The sequence below is a fragment of the Streptomyces lydicus genome, from assembly GCF_004125265.1.
Classification (GTDB): domain Bacteria; phylum Actinomycetota; class Actinomycetes; order Streptomycetales; family Streptomycetaceae; genus Streptomyces; species Streptomyces lydicus_C.
On record NZ_RDTE01000003.1, the window covers coordinates 721,230 to 736,854 of the forward strand.

The window sequence follows — 15,625 nt, forward strand, 5'->3', positions numbered from 1 at the left end:
TTTGGTACGGACGGCCTGCCCAGGTCCGCACCCCCCGGGCCTCTTCCGCAATGCTGCCTCAATACTCCGGCAACAATGGTCCACGAGCCGAGATGACGTTTGACCCCTCTCGCGGCGCACCGCTACGTTCAGCGGCATGCCTACATCAGCCCTGCTCACCACGCGCGGTCATATCGACCTGCTGCGGGTGGCCTCTGCCGCGTGTCACCGCGGCGGCTGTTGTTGATGCCTTTGCGTTGCCGCTTTCGCTGCCGTTGTCATTGCGGTTGTGGTTGTGGTTGCCGTTGCTGTGGTTCAGGGCGCTGTTGAGGGCTTTTCAGGTTTCGTGCTTCACGGCTCTTTGCGGTCGGCACTCGGCTCGATGTGGCTGTGCGTGGCGGTTTTGAGTAATTCCGCTGCTTCGGATCGTTTGCGTTGATGCTGGCCGCCGGTCCGGCGCGTGGTTGTTTCGGCAGTGATTTTCGACGGTGGTGACGGCGGTGCTCTTGCTTTTGCCGCCGGCTGGACTCTGAGTTTCGCCTCGCAGTCGGCGTGCGGCTTTCTTTCCTTGCCGCCCAGTTCGTCTCCCTCTCCTCCCTTCGCCTCCGTCTCCCCCTCCGCCTCTGTCTCCCTTCCCTGCGCTTTCCCTCCCCTCTCCTCGTGGAGTATTGATGAGTGTCGATCAGGCCGTGGCGCGCCACGCACCGCCCGATATATCCGCTGAAGCAGCAGCGTCGTCATCGCCGGTCAAGGGGGTGGAGGCGGGGCTGAATTCCGAGGGCGGGTCCGATGGGCCCGAGTTGGTGCGCGTCGATCCGGTTTCCGGTCGCCGGTGGTCGGTGCCGCGGTGGCTGCGCCGTACGGTGGGGCCGGTCGCGCTGTTGGTGCTGTGGCAGGTGCTCAGTGCGAGCGGTGTCCTGGAAGCCCAGATCCTGGCGTCGCCCGGGACCATCGCCGCGACCGCCGGAGACCTGGTCTCGGACGGAACTCTGCCGTCCGCGATGCTGATTTCCCTTCAACGGGTCGCGATCGGACTGTTGCTGGGTGGTGTGACCGGTGTGGCGCTGGCGCTTGTGTCGGGGCTTTCTCGGCTCGGTGAGGATCTTGTCGACGCGACCGTGCAGATGCTGCGTTCCATTCCCTGGGTGGGCGTGATTCCGCTGTTCATCATCTGGCTGGGCATCGGGGAGGCACCCAAGATTGCGTTGATCTCGCTGGGCGTGGCGTTCCACCTGTATCTGAATGTTTATGCCGGAATCCGTGGCGTCGATGCCCAGTTGGTGGAGGCGGGGCAGTCTCTCGGACTGAGTCGATGGGGCCTCATCCGGCATGTCGTACTGCCCGGCGCGCTTCCTGGTGTCATGACCGGGCTGCGCTATTCGCTGGCCACCGCGTGGCTCGCGCTGGTCTTCGGTGAGCAGGTCAACGCCGACGACGGCCTCGGATTTCTGATGAACCAGGCCAGGGAATTCTTCCGCACCGACGTGATCGTGGTGTGCCTCGTGGTCTACGCGATTCTCGGGCTCATTGCCGACTTCCTCGTCCGTACCTTCGAAAGGCTGCTGCTGCAATGGCGACCGACATTCACGGGACAGTGACCGATACCGAGCGGGGACGGCAGGTCACGCATGCCGGGCTCGCCGGTTCCGCCGTACGGGTCGGCGGATTGGCGCGGTCGTTCGGCGGACAGGCCGTTATCGACGGTCTTGACCTGTCCCTTCAGCCGGGCGAGTTCGTGGCGTTGCTCGGGCGCAGTGGTTGCGGTAAGTCGACCTTGCTGAAGGTGCTGGCCGGGCTCGATCAGGAAATCGACGGCGAGGTGCTGGTGCCGCGCCGCAAGGCCGTGGCGTTCCAGGCGCCGCGGCTGATGCCCTGGAAGCGGGTCTGGCGGAATGTGCTGCTGGGGCTGCCGGGTCGCCCGGAACGCGATCTCGCCGTACGGGCGTTGGAGGAGGTCGGACTCGCCCATCGGGCGGACGCCTGGCCCAAGACGCTCTCCGGCGGTGAGGCCCAGCGTGCGTCGCTCGCCCGTGCACTGGTGCGAGAGCCGGACCTGCTGCTGCTCGACGAGCCGTTCGGCGCCCTCGACGCACTGACCCGGATCAAGGCCCAGCGTCTGGTGGCCGAGCTGTGGCAGGAGCGCGGATGCGCGGTGCTGCTGGTGACCCATGACGTGGAGGAGGCCCTGCTGCTCGCGGACCGGGCGCTGGTGATGGAGGACGGCCGGATCGCGTACGAGACCACGGTGGATCTGCCGCGGCCCCGCACTCTTTCCGATCCACGCTTCGGTGCGTTGCGCGCCCGGTTGCTCGACCGCCTGGGTGTGGAGGACGAGGACGGCGCGGAGGGAGAGGAAGGAGAAGGGGGAGGGAAGGGAGAAGAGGGAACTGCAAGCGCGGAGGGGGGTGAAGCTTCCGGCGGTGTCGGGGGCGATTCGGAGGAGGTCCGCTCCCGCACGGCCGAGGTCTCCCCAACTGCCGCCTGACCCTGCCACGGAGGGGACGGCCGGCAACCAGTCGTCGTAGCTGCACAGTCGCTGGTCCTCAGCCGCCCCCGCCTCCCCGATGCCCACGCCCCTATGTCCGAGGCCCGCCTCCCGATGCCCCATGTCCGCCGCCCGGCGCCCGGCGCCCGATGTCCGCAGCCCAACACCCGACGCCCGACGCCTCCCCCGCACCACTCGCTCCCCTCATCCATCCCGGCCCAGCGCACCCAATCCCGCCCCACCCCGCCCCACCTCCCCCGAAGGAAACGGACGCCCCATGAGAGCACGACCTATCGCCCCGGCCGCCGCCCTGCTGCTCCCGCTCACCCTGCTGCTGGCTGCCTGCGATGGCGCGTCGGGGGCCCAGGGGTCCGGTGGGGGGATCGGCAGCGGGACCGACGGAAAGGGGTCGCTGACCCTCAACGTCGGTGACCAGAAGGGCGGTTCGGAGGCGTTGCTGCGGGCCGCCGGCGAATTGGACGACCTTCCGTACAAGATCAAGTGGTCGACCTTCACCTCGGGGCCGCCGCTGCTGGAGGCGATCAACGCGGGGGCGGTCGATGTGGGCGGGGTCGGCAACACCCCGCCGGTGTTCGCCGCCGCCGCGAAGTCGAAGATCAAGGTGATCGCCGGGACGCACAGCAGGTCGGACGGCGAGGCGATCCTGGTGAAGAAGGGCTCCCCGCTCAAGCGGCCGGCGCAGCTGAAGGGCAAGTCGATCGCCGTGGCCCAGGGCAGTTCGGCGCACTACCAGCTCATCGCCTCGCTGAAGAAGGCCGGGCTGACGCCGAAGGACGTCACGCTCAACTATCTGCAGCCGGCCGATGCGCTCGCCGCGTTCACCCGCGGGAAGGTGGACGCCTGGGCGGTGTGGGACCCGTATACCTCGCAGGCCCTGGCTCAAGCCGATGCCCGGGTGCTGACCACCGGGCAAGGGGTCGTCAACGGGCTGAGTTTCCAGGTTGCCGCGCCTGCCGCCCTGGACGACAAGAAGAAGGCGGCCGCGCTGAAGGACTACACGAACCGGTTGCGGCGGGCGCAGAACTGGGTGTTCAAGCACCCCGGCGTCTGGGCGAAGGCCTGGGCGAAGGAGACCGGGCTGCCGGACAAGGTGGCGCTGGACGCGGTCAAGCGCACCCGGGGTACGGCGGTCGCGGTCGCCGTGGACAAGGACGCCATCGCCTCCGAGCAGCAGATCGTCGACTCGTTCGCGGCGGTGAAGCTGATCCCCCGCTCGTTCCGCTTCGGGGACTTCGTCGATCCCCGTTTCAACGGTGACCTGCCGCCTTCGGGCACGGCGCCGCGTACCTATGGAAAGGCTCAGTGAGATGTCCGTACACCTGCATTGGTTCCTGCCGACCGGCGGCGACGGGCGAACCCTCGTCGACCGTCATGCCTATACCGACGGCGGCATCCGGCGTGATCGCATCACCCCGGTCAGCGGGGTACGGGCCCCGGACATCGAATATCTGGCGCAGATCGCCAAGGCTGCCGAGCAGTTGGGGTTCGAGGCGGTGCTCACGCCGACCGGCACGTGGTGCGAGGACGCCTGGCTGACGACGGTGGCGCTCACCCAGGTCACCGAGCGGCTGAAGTTCCTGGTCGCGTTCCGGCCGGGGGTGATCTCGCCGGTGCTGGCGGCGCAGATGGCCGCTACCTATCAGCGGATCTCGCGCGGTCGGCTGCTGCTGAATGTGGTGACCGGGGGCGATTCGACCGAGCAGAGGAGGTTCGGCGATCATCTCGACCATGACCGGCGCTATGCCCGTACGGATGAGTTCCTGCAGATCGTGCGCGGGGTGTGGGGCGGCGCGCCGTTCGACTTCACGGGCGAGCACTATCAGGTCGAGGGCGGTCTGACGGCGCTGCCGCCGGACCCACTGCCGCAGATCTTCTTCGGCGGTTCGTCCGCTGCCGCCGGGCCGGTCGCCGCCCGGAACGTGGATGTGTACCTCACCTGGGGTGAGCCGCCCGAGGAGGTCAGGCAGAAGATCGACTGGATCCGCGGGCTGGCGGAGAAGGAGGGGCGTACGGTCCGTTTCGGCATCCGGCTGCACACCATCTCCCGGGACTCGTCCAAGGAGGCCTGGGCGACCGCCGACCGGCTGCTCGACGATCTCGATCCGGCGACGGTCGCGGCCGCGCAACAAGCACTGGGCAAGAGCGAGTCGGTGGGTCAGCAGCGGATGCTGGCGCTGCACGGCGGCTCGCGCGACAAGCTGGAGATCTCGCCCAATCTGTGGGCGGGGGTCGGATTGGTGCGGGGAGGTGCGGGCACCGCGCTGGTCGGCAGCCATGCCGAGGTGGCCGACCGGATCGAGGAGTACCACTCCCTGGGCATCGAGCACTTTGTGCTCTCCGGCTATCCGCACCTGGAGGAGGCGTACTGGTTCGGGGAGGGCGTACGGCCGGAGCTGGCCGCCCGGGGGCTGCTGGAGGCGGGGCCCGCTCCGCTGGACGGCGTCCCGGCGGCCAACGGCCGGCCGGCCTCCGCGCCGGGCGGTGCGCCGCTGCTGATCGCGGGCGGTCGCTGAGGTTGTCTCCCCGTGGGGCGTAGGGCGTGGGCGTAGGGCGTGGGCGTAGGGCGTGGGCGTAGGGCATGAGCCGTCGTGGCCGTGAGGGGAAACGGTCTGCGCCTCGCGGGAGTCACCCTCACCTCGCGGGAAGACAACCGCCCCTCGCCCCGTTAGGTGAAACATGAACTACACCGGGGTGCGTGGGGTCGATGCCGACGCCGAGGCCGATGTCACGGCCGATGTCACGGCCGATGTCGACGTCGTGGTGGTCGGTGCCGGACAGGCCGGGCTGGCCGCCGCCTACCATCTGCGACGGGCCGGCTATGCGCCGGACCGGGACTTCGTCGTGCTCGATCACTCGCCGCGCCCCGGGGGTGCCTGGCAGTTCCGGTGGCCCACGCTGACCTACGCAAAGGTGCACGGGATGCATGCGCTGCCGGGCATGGAGCTGACCGGCGCCGATCCGCGCCGCCCGTCGTCCGAGGTGATCGGCGCGTATTTCGACCGGTACGAGCAGACCTTCGGGCTGCGGGTGCACCGGCCGGTGAGCGTGACGGCGGTGCGCGAGGCCGGTGGGACCCGCTGGGCCGAGCCCGTCGGGGATGTCGAGGGAAGGCGGCTGCTGGTCGAAACGTCGGAGGGGGACTATGCGGCGCGGGCGCTGATCAATGCGACCGGGACCTGGGACCGGCCGTTCTGGCCGCGGTTTCCCGGGCAGGAGACGTTCGGCGGCCGTCAGCTGCACAGCTCTGCCTACAACGGGCCGGAAGGCTTCCGTGACATGCGGGTCGTGGTCGTGGGCGGCGGGACCTCTGCCGTGCAGCAGCTGATGGAGATCGCGCCGATCGCGGCCGCCACGACCTGGGTGACCCGCCGGCCGCCGGTGTTCCGCGAGGGGCCGTTCGGTGCGGAGCAGGGCCGGACCGCGGTCGCCCTGGTGGAGGAGCGGGTCCGGCAGGGGCTGCCGCCGCGGAGCGTGGTGAGCGTGACCGGGCTCCCGATGACCGAGGCCATCCGGCAGGCCAGGGAGAGCGGCGTACTGGAACGGCTGCCGCTCTTCGAGCGCGTCACGTCCACGGGCGTGCGATGGCGCGACGGTCGTACGGTCGAGGCCGATGTGATCCTTTACGCCACGGGCTTTCGTGCCGCCCTCGACCATCTCGCCCCGCTGCACCTGCGCGAACCGGGCGGCGGCATCCGGATGGACGGCACCCGCACACTGCGCGATCCGCGGATCCATCTCGTCGGCTACGGGCCGTCGGCGAGCACCATCGGCGCCAACCGCGCGGGACGTGCCGCGGTCGGCGACCTCCGTCGGCTGCTCGGCACGCCTCCTCGGCCCCGGGCTCTCCCACGACCACGATCCGCCCCTGCGGAGACGGGCGTCGCCGGCGGCCTCGCCTCATAGGGCGAGGCCGGATGGGCAGTTGAGCCGGGCAGGCGGCCGGGCGGCACAACACCACGACCACCCTCCCCATGGGTCACTCCCCTCTCACCGTCAGACGAACTGACGCCCCATGTGCACCTGTTCGCCGGTGCACAGGATCGAAAAGGGAAGGGCTTCAATTGACTCGTAGCAACGGGCGAAGATAACGGGGCGCGAGCGGCGGGCTGCAGACCGTTACCGCACCCCCGGCCCAAACCCCCTGCTGGGCCGGAGAGTTGAGTCCCACACCTTCAAGGAGAAGATCCCGATGAACATTCTCACCGCTCTCCTGGCCCACATCCTCCACCTCGTGGGCTGGCTCATCTGACAGACCTCGTCCCCAAGGCGCCACCCCTCCCCGTCCCGGGAGGGGCGGCGCTTTTCCGTGTCCGCATTCCACGTTTCCGTTGCCGCCCACCCCGCTCCCACCGCCGTCACCGCCGTCAGCGCCCCGGGCTACTTCTCCAGCTCCTGCCGGGAGGTCTCCGGAAGCGTCAGATAGACGAGGAACGAGACCAGGCACAGCGCGGCCACGTACCAGGGAAAGAGGTCGGCGCGGCCGGCCTGCTTGAACCGGCCCCGGTGTCCTAGCTCAGACACCAGCCGCAATGTAGCGGGTGATCATACGCTCGCCGTCGTGGCGGCCTTCTCGTCGTGCTCGCGGAGCATTCGCATGACGGTGGCGGGTGAGGGGTGCTGGCCCTTCTTCGTGCCGGTGGTGATGACGAGCCGCTTGGCGATGTCGCGCAGGCTCATCTCCTGGTCGCGCAGGTGGAGGGCCATGGACAGCATGTCCGGGTCGGTGACGCCCGCGCCGCCGATGGTCTTGCCGCGCTTTCGGGCGGACTCATGGCCTTCGAGGGTGCGGTCGCGGATGTGCTCGCGCTCCATGCCCGACATGGCCGCCAGCACGGTGAAGGCGATGCCGGAGGGGTCGTGCGAGCCCTTCAGTTCACCGGTGAGGAACTCCAGTCCGACGTCGCTGGCCTTCAGCTCCTCGGCGAGCACGGCGAGTTCGATGCCGCGGCCGAGCCGCTTGTGCTCGTGGACGACGAGGGTCACGGCGGCGCCGGAGGAGCGGATCTCCCCGGCGAGCTTCACGACGGTCTCCAGTTCGGGGCGCTTCGTGGCGCGGGTGGAGATCCTCTCCGAGAAGATGCGGGTCACCCCGGCCGCGGCGAGGGAGTCGAGCTGCGCGTCCAGGGACTGCCGGGCGGTCGAGGCGCGGGCGTAGCCGAGGCGGACGTGTCCGACCGGTTCGGCGCCGGCGCTCACGGGCCGGGGCAGTTCGGTCCACGTCGAGCCGGGCTTGCGTACGGCGGGGGTCGGCACACTGAGGGCCTTGGCGAAGTGGGGCACGAGGCGGAAGCGGGCGGTGTGGTACTGGATGGCCACCTTGCCCTTGCCGGTCCGGCAAGGGGAGCCCGCGGGGGCCGCGCAGGAGGACATGGGGCAGTCGCGCGATTCCACGCGCTTGAAGTCGTCGCTCACACCTCGGAGCGATTCATGGGTATGTTTCAGGAGGCAAGTTGTTTGCAACAACTCATGAAACATGATTGCCGCAGGTGGGCCGCCGGCCGGCCGGGTGTTTCACGAGCGACCACCTATGAAACGCGCTGAGGCGAAGTCGCACTATCGGTGCGGGTCTCCGGGTTGTGTTGGCTGATCAGCTGTGTGCTGGGAGCGGTCTTGGCGCCGGGTGGCGTGGAGGGAGCCGAGCAGGTGGAGGGAGTGGGCGCTGGGGCTGCCCGGTTCGGCGTGGTAGATGACGAGCTGCTGGCCGGGTGCCTCGCGTACGTCGAACCCCTGGTAGGTGAGCGTGAGCGGGCCGACATCCGGGTGGAGGAAGTGTTTGGCGTCCTGCGTCTTGCCTCGCACGGTGTGGGACTGCCACAGGCGCGCGAAGTCCGCGCTGTGCTCGGTGAGGGTGCCGACGAGTTCGCGCAGCCGCGGGTTGTCCGGTTCGAAGCCGGTCGCCTCGCGGAGGTTGGCGACGGTGGCTTGTGCCGCCCGGTTCCAGTCCGTGTAGAAGGTAGGGCCGGCGGGGTCGAGGAAGGCCATGCGGGCGAGGTTGTCCGCCGGGGTGAACGCCGAGTAGAGGGCCTGGGCCAGCGCGTTGACTGCGAGGAGGTCGAGGGTTCGGTTCATGACGAACGCCGGGGTGTTGGGGTAGCCGTCCATCAGCTGTCGCAGGGCGGGGCTGACGCGCCCAGTGGAGTGAGGCGAGAGTCGGTCGCCAGGCGTGGCCCCAGCCAGCCGGTACAGGTGCGCCCTGGCGTCCTCGTCGAGGTGCAGCGCGTGGCTGAGGGCGTCTATCACCTGGGGCGAGGGATTGCGTTCGCGGCCTTGTTCTAGGCGGGTGTAGTAGTCGGCGTTCACTCCGGCCAGGACGGCGACCTCCTCGCGGCGCAGTCCGGCGACTCTGCGGGTCCCGTGGCTCGGCATGCCGACGTCGTGCGGGCGCAGGGCGGCGCGGCGTGCGCGCAGGAAGTCCCCCAGGTGGTTGTCGTCCATGTCTTCAGGCTAGGCGGCGCGCCGGTGGGCTGCCTGGGTGTGGTGCACCCAGGGAGCATGCGTCCTGGTTGGTCGCTGCTGACCTGCGCAGACTCGGTGGAGCGGGAGGGACCGCACCGTTCGAGGAGAGGGGGCCGCCATGGCCGCGATCGAGGACGGCCACGTGGACGTGGTCGGTATGTGGGTGACCGAGGACGGGCACATCCGGCAGGAGCTGCTGCCGGACGGCCGTTACGACGAGGCTCGCGGCGAGCGGGCCAGTGCGTACACCGGCCGTTACAGGGTCACCGGTAGTCACCTGGACTACGTCGACGACACCGGGTTCACCGCCACAGGGGACATCCGCGACGGAGTGCTCTACCACGAACACCTCGTGCTGTACCGAGAGTCGAGCCCGTCGTAGCGGGGCGGCGAGCGTAGCGGGACAACGGGGTTCGGGCAGCAGCTGCTCCGGTCGGGGAGACCGACTCCTCGTGGAAGCGGACCGACTGCCGAGGCAGGCAGCAGTCGCTGACAGACGTATCAAACGCAAGGGAAGGACCGTATTCATGACCAGACGACGTCTTGAGGGCAAGGTGGCCCTGATCACGGGCGCGACCGGGGGGATCGGTGCGGCGACCGCCGAACTCTTCGCACAGGAGGGCGCCCGGCTGGTGATCACCGATGTAGCCCGGGAACCCCTCCAGAATCTGGCGCGGCGCATCGAGGCGGGTGGCGCGGAGGTGGCGACCGCCCTCCTCGATGTCTCCTCCGCCCCGGAATGGGAGGAGGTGACGGCCCTCGTACGCGATCGTTTCGGAGTGCTGGACGTGCTGGTGAACCTCGCCGGAATCCTGGACTGGCCGGGTATCGAGGACACTCGGGAGGAGGTGTGGGACCGCGTGATCGACGTGAACCAGAAAGGCACCTGGCTCGGTATGAGGGCGGCGATGCCGCTGCTGCGAGCGAGCGGCAACGCGTCGGTGATCAACACCTCGTCCGTGCTCGGCCTGGTGGGCAGCGGCGCGGCCGCGGCTTACCAGGCGTCGAAGGGCGCGGTGCGCCTGCTGAGCAAGACGGCCGCGGTCGAGTACGCACGGCAGGGCGTACGGGTCAACTCGATACATCCCGGAGTGGTCGCCACACCGATGATCCAGGACCTCCTGGACGAGCAGGGCGACCAGCAACCGGACATCCAGCGCACCCCCATGCGCCGAGCCGGCCGCGCCGATGAGGTCGCCCCCGCGATCCTCTTCCTCGCCGGCGACGACTCCTCCTTCGTCACCGGCTCGGAACTCGTCGTCGACGGCGGCCTCACCGCACACTGAACAACCCGCCCGCCGGGCGTCCACGGCGCCACCCGTGCGCACGCCCGGCAAGCGCGCTCATCTCCTGTGCCGTCTGCCTCGTGAGTGCGTGACCGTACAGCAGCCCAGCCACCCGAACCCGGGCCCGGCTGGATCCCTACACACGGATTAGGACCTCATCATGACGCCCACCGCCGCGTCTGCCGAAGCATCCGAGTTCGCCGGGAAGACCGCCCTGGTCACCGGGGCCGCGCGCGGCGTGGGCAAGGAGACCGTGGCACTGCTCCATGCCCGCGGCGCCCGCGTCGTCGCCGTCGACCTGCGTCCCGACGTCACGACCTTGCAGGACGAATTCCCCGGCGTACTCGCGATGCGGGGCGACATCACGCGGGAGGAGACCGCCGTCCACGCGGTCCGCTCGGCGCTGGACACCTTCGCAGGACTGGACATCCTGGTGAACAACGCCGGACGCACCCTGAACAAACCCGTCACCGAAACCACCGCCGAAGACTGGGACACCGTGATGGCCGTCAACGCCCGCGGATCCTTCCTCTGCGCCCGAGAAGCCTTCCGGGCCATGCGGAGCCGGGGCGGCGGGAGCATCGTCAGCACCGGGTCCTACGCCAGCACGGTCGCCCTGCCCGAAGGCGCCGCCTACAGCGCGTCCAAAGGCGCCCTCGCCCAACTGACCAAGGTCCTCGCCGTCGAAGGCGGACCATGGGGCATCCGCGCCAACCTTGTCGCCGCAGGCGTCATCGAGACCGACTTCCTCGACACGATCCGCCCCGACAGCCGCGCCTACCTGGCCTCGTTCGCCGACGCCCAGCCCCTGGGCCGAGTCGCACAGCCCGAAGAGATCGCCGAGGTTCTCTGCTTCCTCGCCTCACCACGCTCCAGCTTCATCACCGGAGCCGTGGTACCCGCAGACGGCGGCTTCACCGCCGTCTGACGTGACGGGGCCGATCAGCCGTTGCTCGGACACACCACCCTGCCTGCCGGACGGCGGGTTGCCGGAAGTTCGTCATCGCGTCTCCGCACGTGATCGACCGGCGGTGTCTGTCGCGCCACGGGCACGGGGCACCGTGAGCCCCAGGTCGAGTCGCTGGTCCATGTCCAGGCGGAAGGTGCCGTAGGGGTTGACGTTGGACCAGAACAGCGCGGTCAGGCCACGCCGATCCTCCTCGCTCAGCCTCGATGCCCAGGGCGGTTCGGCCAGGACCTGCTGCACCAGCAGGGTGTTGACGTGCACGAGCGCGGACTGGAGCAGGTGCAGGGCGAGCATCGAGGTCTCGGCGTGCTCCTTGTCCGGGCCGGTCAGGGCGCCGTCCTTGCCGTAGTGGAGCACGGTGTTCGCGCTGTTCCAGTTCTCCACGACCTGAAGCCCGCCGTGGATCTCCCGGCGCAGGCCAGGACTGGCCAGGTAATCGCAGGCGGACACCGTACGAACTGCGCGGCCGAGTTCTTCGAGAGCCTGGTAGGTCGGGTGCTTGGGGCCGCCGCGGGTGAAGCGCCGCAGAACCTGCTCGGCCTCCGCCGTCCCGAGCCGGAGCGCGGTGGCGTACTTCACCATCTGGTCGTACTGCTGCTCGATCAGGTCCCAGCGGATCGGCCGCGTCAGGGAGGGCCCGAGTGCGGGCCAGCCGGGCGGGGTGTCGTCCGGACGGTACAGGCGGATACTGCCGATGTTCTTCAGACGCGGCAGCAGGCGGAAGCTGAGCAGCTCGGTGAAGGCGAACCCAACGACGCTCGCACCGTGGGTATCGACGTAGTTGGATTCGATCTCGGCGTCCGTGCAGTGCCGCAGCAGGCCCTCGATCATCGCCGCGACCTCGGACGACGAACAGCTCTTGAGCTGGGAGTAGATGCAGACGTTCTTCCGCTCGACGTGCCAGTAGATCATCACGCCGTTAACGCCGTAGCGGGCGTGGTACTCCGTCATGAAGTTCGAGGACCAGGACCCGAACTTCTTCGAATCCGACGCGCACGCGGTGCCCTGCCGCCACCAGTCGGTATCCCGGGCGGCGAAGGTGGCGTTCACCAGCTTCGTTACAGCGGCCCGCAGATTGTCCACGGTAATGAAGTGCCGGCGCACGTGCCGCAGCGCAGCCTCGCTCTCGCGGTGCTCACCGGTCGCCACGATGGCGCGGATGCCCATGTTCGTGCCCAGTGCGAAGAGGGCCAGCAGCAGGCGGCGCTGGAGGACATCACGCTCGATGCGCTCATCCGCGGCCACCGAGGAGAACTCCCCGGTGAAACCGGTGAGGAAGTCGGCGTTCTTCAGCACATCCAGCAGATCCAGGACGCCCCAGCGCCGTGCGACCTCCTCCTTGAGGGCCTGGAGGCCGGTGGGCTCGGCCAGCGGCTCCTGCTTCGGCACGGCGATCCACGACTCGCCCTTGAGTGGTGACCTTCACCCCGCCCGCCGAGCCGTCCGCGAGCGCCGGACAGCCGGTCCAGGCCCGCGGCCATGCGCTGCCTCAGATCCGCAATGAACGCCCTCGGGTTCAGCGGCTGGCGGATCGCCGCGTAGTGCACGGCGCGAGTGGCCTCGAAGTCACCGGGCAGATCGTCCTCCGGGTTACGCCAGCGCGCGGCGCCTTCGACGTAGATCTCGCGGCGGCGCACCGCGTCCCGCAGCGCGACCAGGACACACAGCTCGTACGGGATGCGCTCGCCCTTGCCTTTGTCGTCGACGACCGCCTCGCGCCAGTCCTTACGCACCACGCCGTCCATCGGCACCACGTCCGTGGCATCGTAGAAGCGGGTCTTGCCGTCGACGTCGGCGTACTTCTTCAACAGCTTCATCGCGTCCATCACCGGCCGATAGGCGGTGTTGTTGCACTTGAAGCCGAGCGTGTTCAGCAGCGGCGGAAGCATCTGCCGGTAGTACGAACTGTACGACGACCGGAGCGTGGTGCGGACCTTGGCCTTAAAGACCTTCTCGTTCGCCTTCGCCTCCGCCACCAGCTCACGGAGTGTCTTCTCCCCGACCACAGGGAACAGGGCCCGGCGTACGACCTCGTCGGGCTTGTCGACGGCGGCCGTCGCCAGCTTGAAGAGGATGCCCTCCTTGCCGCGCACCTTCTTCAACTCGGCGGTGAGCTGCTTCTCCACCCGCCGCTCGGCCCGGGCGTTGATCTTGTGGACCAGGGCGACCAGCAGATCGACCAGGGCATCGGTGATCTCCGCCTGACGTGAGGAGCACAGCGCCGCGAGCAGGGCGATCCGTACGTCCTCGCTCGTGTCGCGGAAGTCCGAGGGGTACATCTTGATGGCCCGCGCCCGCCACGCGGCCACCAGCTTCTCCGAGCAGTCCGCGAACAGCCCGTCGGGCAGCCCGAGCTTGCGTACGTCGTCGAGCTTGGTGATCTCCGTCAGCAGCGAGTCCAGGCCGACCGCTCCAGGGTCGCGTTTGAGCGCGGCCAGCAGGGCGGTACCCGACTCGTTGTCCTCGGCCACCAGGGACAACAGCCGCGCCGTGCCCACCTCGCCCAGGCGGCCGATCGTGCGGGCGCAGAACGTCTTCTCCCACTTGCCCCGCGCCGCAACCAGCGCCTTCTCAAGCCGGGTTGGGCCCGGTGGCTCGATCTTCCGCGCCCGACACTCCACCAGCAGGGCCTCGCGCTGCCGGTCCTCCACCAGCTCGACCGGACAGACCTCCACAGCAAGCCACTCGGCCAGCGCCTTCTCGTCTGCCACCGTCGACGGCCGGAACTCCAGGGCCTCGCGGATCTGCTTGCGGTGGTACTCAGCGGTCCGGCCCACCAGCGTGTACTTCGCGAAGTCGGTGGCCGGGACCTTCACCAGATCCGCGACATACTCCACCGCGGCCGACGGGACCTCTTCCAACACATCGGGGAACCGGCCCTCCAGCTCGAAGAACTTCAGCAACAGGCCAAAGCCAAGCCGGGTCGCCCCACTCTTGTTCGCCACCAGGTCCCAGTCGCCGTCCACCAGCGTCCAGTTCGCCAACAGCTCCTCTGGCGATCACTCTTGCCGCACGCCCGCCCCTTTGGCCTCGACCACTCGATCAGACCAACGACCGAGCCAAGGGGAGGGAAACGGGATCCGTCCAGCTACCCGCGACCTACTTTGCGGCTGGTATCTGAGCTAGGACTCCGGGGCCCTTACGGGACGCTCACCGTTGCCCAGACCCGGAACAGCGTGAGGGCCTCGGTCAGGTTGCCGGGTCCACACGCGATGCGAAACGCCCTCTCGGCCGTCCAGGCCATGACCCAGTCGTGCTCATCCCGAGTGACCCGATGTTGGGGATACTCCCGGTCCGCCAAGACTGTCTCTGCAAGATCAATCTTGACGGCCCAACCCGGGTTGTCGAGAGTCTCGATCGTCATGCCCCATTCGTGTGCCCAGTCGCCGTCGCACTGTGAGGCGTACCAGCTCTGCAACCAGTCAAGGACGTGCGCGGATTCAGCCATGGACGCAAATGCTAAGCGGACCGCGCACACACCAACCAACCCGGCGTACCTTTCCGGTCACAGCACTAGCTAGCCGACCGGCTGCGGGAGAAGGCGTCCGTCCGCACGATCGCCGCCGAGCTGGGCCGCAGCCCGTCCACGATCAGCCGCGAGATCCGCCGCAACGGCATGCCTCTGCGCGGGGGCCACGCCCGATGGGTCTACCGCCCCCACGCTGCTCAGCGCCGGGCAGACCGGCGCCGGCCCCGACCCAAGCCCGGCAAGATCGGCCAGAACACCGAACTGCGGGACTTCGTCCAGGCCCACCTGACGATGCGGTGGAGCCCGGAACAGATCTGTCACGCTCTTCGCAGACGGTTCCCCGACCGGCCGGAGATGCACGTGGTCCACGAGACGATCTACCAAGCCCTCTACGTGCAAGGACGCGGGGAACTGCGCCGGGAGCCGGCCAGAGCCCTACGCACCGGTCGGGCCCGGCGCAAGCCGGCCTAGACGACGTAGACAACCGGATGACTCGGCTCGTCGTAGCTCAAGCACTGCCCCAGCTGCTCGGCGATGCCCGTCATGCCGACCGCATCCCGATCACGGACATGCCCCTGGACCAGCTCGCCGAGCTGAACGACTGGTCCGCCGAGGCCAGCGTCCTCACCTCGCCCGACCTGTACTGCCGACTGGAACACACGCCCGGCGAGGAGATCGCCTGGCAGGTCGAGCACGGCTACTTCGAGGGCGCGCCGCTGGCCACCTTCACCCAAGACGCCCTGGCTGCCTCGTCCGCAACTTCTTCTCCCACCTGGCCACGCCCATGGCGGTGGAGCGGGCCTTCGCCGACATCCCCCTCAGCACGCGGCACGGAAACAGCGCCTTGATCACGCCGGTGCGCGGAGCCGCAGTGAATCCACAGGTCCATCACGCCCTCGCTCAGCTCGACCGCCCCAGCCGACACGGCCACCGCCGCTGACTCCCCCATCGGAGCCGTCCCT

The 15,625-nt window shown here is 68.9% G+C and carries 16 protein-coding genes and 1 pseudogene; 11 read left to right on the forward strand and 6 right to left on the reverse strand.

The genetic code is table 11. The annotated features are described in order from the left end of the window. Positions 1-136 precede the first annotated feature (136 nt). From D9V36_RS42995 to D9V36_RS06030, 6 genes are all read left to right on the forward strand, one after another. Positions 137-226 carry a putative leader peptide gene (locus D9V36_RS42995; protein ID WP_361135822.1) on the forward strand — a complete coding sequence of 30 codons (90 nt, stop codon included), beginning with the start codon at positions 137-139 and terminating at the stop codon, positions 224-226. A 424-nt stretch (positions 227-650) separates the two neighbouring features. After that, positions 651-1,577, forward strand: coding sequence for an ABC transporter permease (locus D9V36_RS06010; RefSeq protein ID WP_241720723.1), 927 nt, complete (start codon positions 651-653; stop codon positions 1,575-1,577). Further along, a complete protein-coding gene (locus D9V36_RS06015; protein ID WP_129292857.1) occupies positions 1,550-2,464 on the forward strand; it encodes an ABC transporter ATP-binding protein in 915 nt (304 codons plus the stop codon). The genes D9V36_RS06010 and D9V36_RS06015 overlap by 28 nt, the downstream gene beginning before the upstream one ends. A gap of 277 nt (positions 2,465-2,741) precedes the next feature. After that, on the forward strand, positions 2,742-3,791 hold the full coding sequence (locus tag D9V36_RS06020; protein ID WP_129292858.1) for an ABC transporter substrate-binding protein: 1,050 nt from the start codon (positions 2,742-2,744) through the stop codon (positions 3,789-3,791). Between the two features lies 1 nt (position 3,792). Next, positions 3,793-4,998, forward strand: coding sequence for an LLM class flavin-dependent oxidoreductase (locus D9V36_RS06025; protein ID WP_129292859.1), 1,206 nt, complete (start codon positions 3,793-3,795; stop codon positions 4,996-4,998). Between the two features lie 163 nt (positions 4,999-5,161). Continuing rightward, the gene (locus D9V36_RS06030; RefSeq protein WP_129292860.1) at positions 5,162-6,388 is read left to right on the forward strand and encodes an NAD(P)-binding domain-containing protein; all 1,227 of its coding nucleotides are present in this window, start codon (positions 5,162-5,164) and stop codon (positions 6,386-6,388) included. Positions 6,389-6,862: 474 nt separating this feature from the next. On the opposite strand, the gene D9V36_RS40715 is transcribed toward D9V36_RS06030, so the two are convergent. From D9V36_RS40715 to D9V36_RS06040, 3 genes are all read right to left on the reverse strand, one after another. Continuing rightward, positions 6,863-7,006: a hypothetical protein gene (locus tag D9V36_RS40715; protein WP_206739883.1), complete on the reverse strand. Its 144-nt coding sequence runs from the start codon at positions 7,004-7,006 to the stop codon at positions 6,863-6,865. Between the two features lie 21 nt (positions 7,007-7,027). Then, positions 7,028-7,897, reverse strand: coding sequence for a recombinase family protein (locus tag D9V36_RS06035; RefSeq protein ID WP_206739604.1), 870 nt, complete (start codon positions 7,895-7,897; stop codon positions 7,028-7,030). A 141-nt stretch (positions 7,898-8,038) separates the two neighbouring features. After that, positions 8,039-8,920 carry a helix-turn-helix transcriptional regulator gene (locus tag D9V36_RS06040; RefSeq protein ID WP_129292861.1) on the reverse strand — a complete coding sequence of 294 codons (882 nt, stop codon included), beginning with the start codon at positions 8,918-8,920 and terminating at the stop codon, positions 8,039-8,041. 139 nt (positions 8,921-9,059) lie between these two features. Here D9V36_RS06040 and D9V36_RS06045 point away from each other — a divergent pair, with 139 nt between their 5' ends. The 3 genes from D9V36_RS06045 (at position 9,060) to D9V36_RS06055 (ending at position 11,155) form a co-directional block, all read left to right on the forward strand. Beyond that, the gene (locus D9V36_RS06045) at positions 9,060-9,323 is read left to right on the forward strand and encodes an Atu4866 domain-containing protein (RefSeq protein WP_129292862.1); all 264 of its coding nucleotides are present in this window, start codon (positions 9,060-9,062) and stop codon (positions 9,321-9,323) included. A 145-nt stretch (positions 9,324-9,468) separates the two neighbouring features. Further along, positions 9,469-10,227 carry an SDR family NAD(P)-dependent oxidoreductase gene (locus tag D9V36_RS06050; RefSeq protein WP_129292863.1) on the forward strand — a complete coding sequence of 253 codons (759 nt, stop codon included), beginning with the start codon at positions 9,469-9,471 and terminating at the stop codon, positions 10,225-10,227. 160 nt (positions 10,228-10,387) lie between these two features. After that, positions 10,388-11,155 carry an SDR family NAD(P)-dependent oxidoreductase gene (locus tag D9V36_RS06055; RefSeq protein ID WP_129292864.1) on the forward strand — a complete coding sequence of 256 codons (768 nt, stop codon included), beginning with the start codon at positions 10,388-10,390 and terminating at the stop codon, positions 11,153-11,155. A 72-nt stretch (positions 11,156-11,227) separates the two neighbouring features. Here the strand turns inward: D9V36_RS06055 and D9V36_RS41375 are convergent, their stop codons facing one another. From D9V36_RS41375 to D9V36_RS06065, 3 genes are all read right to left on the reverse strand, one after another. Further along, complete coding sequence (locus tag D9V36_RS41375) at positions 11,228-12,583, reverse strand: Tn3 family transposase (protein WP_206739605.1); 1,356 nt, start codon at positions 12,581-12,583, stop codon at positions 11,228-11,230. Next, on the reverse strand, positions 12,484-14,178 hold the full coding sequence (locus tag D9V36_RS41380; RefSeq protein ID WP_206739606.1) for a DUF4158 domain-containing protein: 1,695 nt from the start codon (positions 14,176-14,178) through the stop codon (positions 12,484-12,486). Before D9V36_RS41380 ends, D9V36_RS41375 begins: the two co-directional genes overlap by 100 nt. A gap of 155 nt (positions 14,179-14,333) precedes the next feature. After that, positions 14,334-14,642 carry an immunity 53 family protein gene (locus tag D9V36_RS06065; RefSeq protein WP_129292865.1) on the reverse strand — a complete coding sequence of 103 codons (309 nt, stop codon included), beginning with the start codon at positions 14,640-14,642 and terminating at the stop codon, positions 14,334-14,336. Positions 14,643-14,711: 69 nt separating this feature from the next. Between D9V36_RS06065 and D9V36_RS06070 the strand changes: the two are divergent. Both D9V36_RS06070 and D9V36_RS06075 read left to right on the forward strand, forming a co-directional pair. Beyond that, positions 14,712-15,128: pseudogene (locus D9V36_RS06070) on the forward strand (transposase); the annotation flags it as partial. 23 nt (positions 15,129-15,151) lie between these two features. After that, entirely contained in the window at positions 15,152-15,511 is a 360-nt protein-coding gene (locus tag D9V36_RS06075; protein WP_206739607.1) for a hypothetical protein, read from the forward strand. Positions 15,512-15,625: the final 114 nt, after the last annotated feature.

Bases quoted from the DNA above. Each gene is read 5' to 3' on its own strand.
- D9V36_RS06055 (WP_129292864.1), top strand. From the start codon at position 10,388: ATGACGCCCACCGCCGCGTCTGCCGAAGCATCCGAGTTCGCCGGGAAG.
- D9V36_RS06050 (WP_129292863.1), top strand. From the start codon at position 9,469: ATGACCAGACGACGTCTTGAGGGCAAGGTGGCCCTGATCACGGGCGCG.
- D9V36_RS06065 (WP_129292865.1), bottom strand. From the start codon at position 14,642: ATGGCTGAATCCGCGCACGTCCTTGACTGGTTGCAGAGCTGGTACGCC.
- D9V36_RS06020 (WP_129292858.1), top strand. From the start codon at position 2,742: ATGAGAGCACGACCTATCGCCCCGGCCGCCGCCCTGCTGCTCCCGCTC.
- D9V36_RS06030 (WP_129292860.1), top strand. From the start codon at position 5,162: ATGAACTACACCGGGGTGCGTGGGGTCGATGCCGACGCCGAGGCCGAT.
- D9V36_RS06075 (WP_206739607.1), top strand. From the start codon at position 15,152: ATGACTCGGCTCGTCGTAGCTCAAGCACTGCCCCAGCTGCTCGGCGAT.
- D9V36_RS06045 (WP_129292862.1), top strand. From the start codon at position 9,060: ATGGCCGCGATCGAGGACGGCCACGTGGACGTGGTCGGTATGTGGGTG.
- D9V36_RS42995 (WP_361135822.1), top strand. From the start codon at position 137: ATGCCTACATCAGCCCTGCTCACCACGCGCGGTCATATCGACCTGCTG.
- D9V36_RS06010 (WP_241720723.1), top strand. From the start codon at position 651: ATGAGTGTCGATCAGGCCGTGGCGCGCCACGCACCGCCCGATATATCC.
- D9V36_RS06015 (WP_129292857.1), top strand. From the start codon at position 1,550: ATGGCGACCGACATTCACGGGACAGTGACCGATACCGAGCGGGGACGG.
- D9V36_RS06040 (WP_129292861.1), bottom strand. From the start codon at position 8,920: ATGGACGACAACCACCTGGGGGACTTCCTGCGCGCACGCCGCGCCGCC.
- D9V36_RS06025 (WP_129292859.1), top strand. From the start codon at position 3,793: ATGTCCGTACACCTGCATTGGTTCCTGCCGACCGGCGGCGACGGGCGA.